The 4,401-nt window shown below is 64.3% G+C and carries 1 protein-coding gene; it reads right to left on the reverse strand.

Annotated features, from left to right (window positions below; genetic code table 11):
- The coding region (locus IVA79_RS18165; protein ID WP_247555086.1) for an amino acid adenylation domain-containing protein at window positions 1-4,401 on the reverse strand (4,401 nt) is incomplete at both ends.

The raw sequence follows: 4,401 nt of genomic DNA on the forward strand, positions 1-4,401 counted from the left end.
GCGTTGAGCTCGCCATAGCTCAGGCGCTCGTCCTCGTGGACTACCGCCACCGCCTCCGGCGCCTTTTGCACCTGCGCCTCGAACAGCTCATGGATGCACCGCTCCGACGGATAGGCCGCCGCGGTCCGGTTCAACTCCTCCAGCAGATAATTGCGTTCGTCGGCCGGCAGGATGTCGAGGCGGCCGACCGCCTGGCCTGCATCGGCAGCCATCGCCCGCAGCAGCGCCAGTAGATAACCGCGCTGCCGCTCGATCGTCGCCTGATCAAAAAGCGCTGTGGCATAACTCAGTGTTCCAGCGATCTCCTCGCCCTGCTCGCTAAGGCTCAGCTCCAGATCGAACTTGACTTGATCGAATCCCTTCCCAGCAGCCTCCACACTCAGTCCTGGCAGGTCCAATGACGCAACAGCATTGTTTTCCCAGGCCAACATCACCTGCACCAACGGCGTGTGGTCAAGAGCCCGGGGCGGCTGCACGATCTCCACCACCTGCTCGAACGGCAGGTCCTGATGCTCCTGCGCAGCCAGCGCTGTGCGCCGCGTCCGCTCCAGAAGCTCCGACACGCTCGGCTCGCCCGATAGGTCTAGCCGAAGCGCCAGGGTGTTGACGAAGAAGCCGATCAACTCTTCGATCTCGCGCCGGCAGCGATTGGCGCTCGGCACGCCGATCGCAAGGTCGTCCTGCCCTGACAGACGCGACAGCACCGTCGCCCAGCCCGCCAGCACCGTCATGAACAACGTCGTGCTATGTTGCCGGCTCAGCCGCTTCAAGTCCCGCGTCAGATCCGCATCGATGACAACAGGAATACTGGCCGCGGCAAACGATTGCTGGGCGGGCCGCGCACGGGCCGTCGGCAACACAAGAAGGGACGTGCCTGACAGGGCGTTGCGCCAATATTTCGCCTGCTTCTGCAGCCGTTCCCCCGACAGCCATTGGCGTTGCCAGGCGGCATAATCCGGATACTGGATCGCCAGCGGCGGCAAAGGATCGTCCTGTCCAGCCTCGAACGCCCGGTAAAGCTGACTGAGTTCACGCACCAGCACGCCCATCGACCAGCCGTCCGAGACGATGTGATGCTGGGTCAGCAGGAAGACGTGTTCCTCATCTGACATCCACACCAGACGCCCGCGGATCAGCGGCCCGCGCGCAAGATCAAACGGTGTGCGCTCCTCTTCATGGCACAGATCCAAAAGTGCCGCTTCCGCATCCGGCCTCTGCCGTAGATCGTGTTCAAGCACCGGCAGTCCCGCATCCGGCGGCAGGATCTCAACCCGGGGCTTGCCCTGCGGCGCGACAAAGACACTGCGCAGCGCCTCATGACGCGCAAACAGACGGTCAAGGCTGCGCTGCCAGGCGCTGCGATCGAGGACCCCGCGCAGCCGCAAGGCTAGCGGAATGTGATAGTGCGTGCTGCCTTCGTCCAGCTGCGCTAAGAACCACAGCCGCTGCTGCGCAAACGACAGCACAAGCGGCTCATGACGCGATACGGCTGCAATCGCCGGCACGTCTTGGCGACCGGAGCGACTCAACACCTCGGCGATGCTTGCGGCAAAATCGGCCAGCACCGGCGTGGCGAACAGCGTCGACAGCGGCAGTTCGACTCCAACAGCCTGCGACAGCCGGCTCGACACCTGCACCGCTAGAAGCGAGTGGCCGCCCAGTTCGAAGAAGTGGTCGTGGCGTCCGACCCGCTCCAGCCCGAGAAGCTCGGCCCAAATCCGTGCCAACGCCGTCTCGACTGCGCCCTGCGGCGCCTCATAGGCCGCCCGTGCATAGGCATCGTCAGCCGGCGCAGCCAGCGCCTTGCGGTCCAGCTTGCCGTTCACCGTCAGCGGCAGCACCTCAAGCCGCACGAATGCCGACGGCACCATGTAGTCCGGCAGGTGCGCACTTAGGTGCGCCCGCAGGGTGCCGGCCAACCCGCCTCCATCGTCCTCATCCGAGCCAGCCTCGTCCGAGCCCACCACATAGGCGATAAGATGCTTGTCGCCGCGGCGATCCTGTTGCGCCACCACCACCGCCTCGCGCACAAAGGCGTGCTCGCAAAGCCGCGCCGCGATCTCGCCCGGCTCGATGCGGAAGCCGCGGATCTTCACTTGGTCGTCATTGCGGCCCAGGAACTCCAGATTGCCGTCCGGCAGATAACGCCCGAGGTCGCCGGTCCTGTACAGCCGATCGCCGTCCACAAAGGGACTGGCGATGAACCGCTCGGCGGTCAGCTCGGGCCGGTTCAGATAACCGCGCGCCACCCCCGCCCCGCCAATGTAAAGCTCGCCCACCGCACCGAACGGCACGGGCGCGCCATGACCGTCCAGCAGGTACACCCGCGTGTTCGCAATCGGACGACCGATCGGGACCACTGCCCCATTAAAATCAGCCGGACAATTCCAGACTGTCGCGAAAGTCGTCGTCTCGGTCGGGCCGTAGCAGTGAATGAGACGTACGGGACCTTCTTCTTTCAGCAATCTCAGAAATGAGCGAAGATCATTGCGCTCCCCTCCACAGAGGAGGTACTTGAGTTGGGCTAAGGTCGGAGCAATCGATGATGCATGTTGGTTGAATAATGCTGTTGTTAGAAAGAGTGAGGTCACCCGGTGCTGGTTAAGCGCCCGGGCAAATCTGCCAGGATCTGTGACAGCTTGCATTATAACAATGCAACCGCCGTTAAGCAGCGGTGCCCACACTTCGAATGTGCTTGCGTCGAAGGCGGGATTGCCGGCCCATGCCATACGATCCCCAGCCTCAATCTTCGCATATCCATTATTGATCACCAGCCGGTTGACAGCATGATGAGGAACAAGAACTCCTTTGGGAAGGCCGGTTGAGCCGGAGGTGTACATGATGTAAGCGGCAGCCTCAGCGCTCAACGCTAGGCCAGGATCGGAACTAGATCCCGTTCCAACTATGAGCGGCTCAATCGCCAGAACAGGTATCGCCGCCTCAACCAGATCATCACCGTCAATCTCGCTAAGCACCAGGCGGGCAGCACAATCAGCCATCAGCCATTCTTGTCGCGCGGATGGAAGGGCACGATCAATCGGCACATACACTCCGCCCGTCTTCAGGATCGCCAGCTGCGCGACCACAAGAGCGACGGAGCGATCAAGCACTGTCGCAATGCTATCCCCCGGCCTTACTCCGAGTGCGATCAGATGATGTGCCAGTCGGTTGGCCCGCGCGTTGAGCTCGCCATAGCTGACGCGCTGGTCCTGACAGACCACCGCCACCGCATTCGGCGCCTGGCGCACCTGCGCCTCAAACAGCTCATGGATGCACTGCTCCACAGGATACGGCGCCGCCGTCCGGTTCAGCTCCTCCAGCAGATAGGTGCGCTCGTCCGCTGGCAGGATGTCCAGCTCCCGCACTGGCGTGTTCGGCGCCCGCTCCAGCGCCGCTGCCAGCTGCGCGAGCGTCTGCTGCATGTAGCCGCAGATCCGATCCGCCGAGATTGGCTCCGCCACCTGCGCCGTCAGCCCGAGCGCCTCGCCAAAATCCTCCACCGACAAGGTCAGCGGATAGTTGGTGCGCTCCTCCTCGCCCAGCCATTCCACGCCCGACAGGACATCATCCGTTCCGGAGCCGGGCGTGGCTGCCGGCCTGTTATGGCGGTAGTTCAACAGCGCGCTGAACAGCGGCGCCGGCGCCGCAACGCCGCTGCAGCGTTGCGCCAGCGCCAGCGAGGCATGCTCGTGCGCCAGCAGCTCGGAAAGCTGCGCGTGGGTGCTGCGCACGCTCGCCGCAACCCCGGTCTCGTCCAAGGCAAGCCGCACAGGCAGGGTGTTGATGAACAGGCCCATTGTGCGGTCGGCACCCGCACCCGCATGCATCCGGCCGAACAGCACCGTGCCGAACACCACCTGCTCTCGGCCACTGCTGCGCGCCACCACCTGCCCCCAGGCCAGATGGCACAGGCTGGCCAGGCTCACCCCGAGCCGCCGCGCCTGTTCGCGCAGCCGCTCGTTGAGCGCCTGCGGCAGCATCCGATGCGCCTCGCCGACGCCGCTGCCGTCGCCGTAGACCTCGCTTAGCCCGAACGGCATGGTCGGCTCGTCGATGTCGGCCAGCAGCCCTCGGAAGAACTCTTCATGCGCCTTGGCATCAACAGCAAGACGCGCCTGCGCCACCAGATTGCGGAACGGCAGCGGCGCGGCCAGTTCATAGGCCCGCCCTGCCAGCATGGCCCGCACCTCGGCATGCATCACTTCCACCGTCGTGTGATCCCCGATCAAATGATGCTGCAGCTCCAGCAGCAGCCAGCGCCCGCTGCCGGGATCGCGCGCGGTCACAAACCGCAACAAGGGTGCCCGGCCAAGATCGATGCGCTGCCGGCGCGGATCAAACCGGCGCCGGAGCTCATCGGCGGCGCAACCATCACAGCCATCCAGCTCGACCTCGCTCACC

The sequence above is a fragment of the Bradyrhizobium sp. 138 genome, assembly GCF_023074075.1.
Taxonomy (GTDB): Bacteria; Pseudomonadota; Alphaproteobacteria; order Rhizobiales; family Xanthobacteraceae; genus Bradyrhizobium.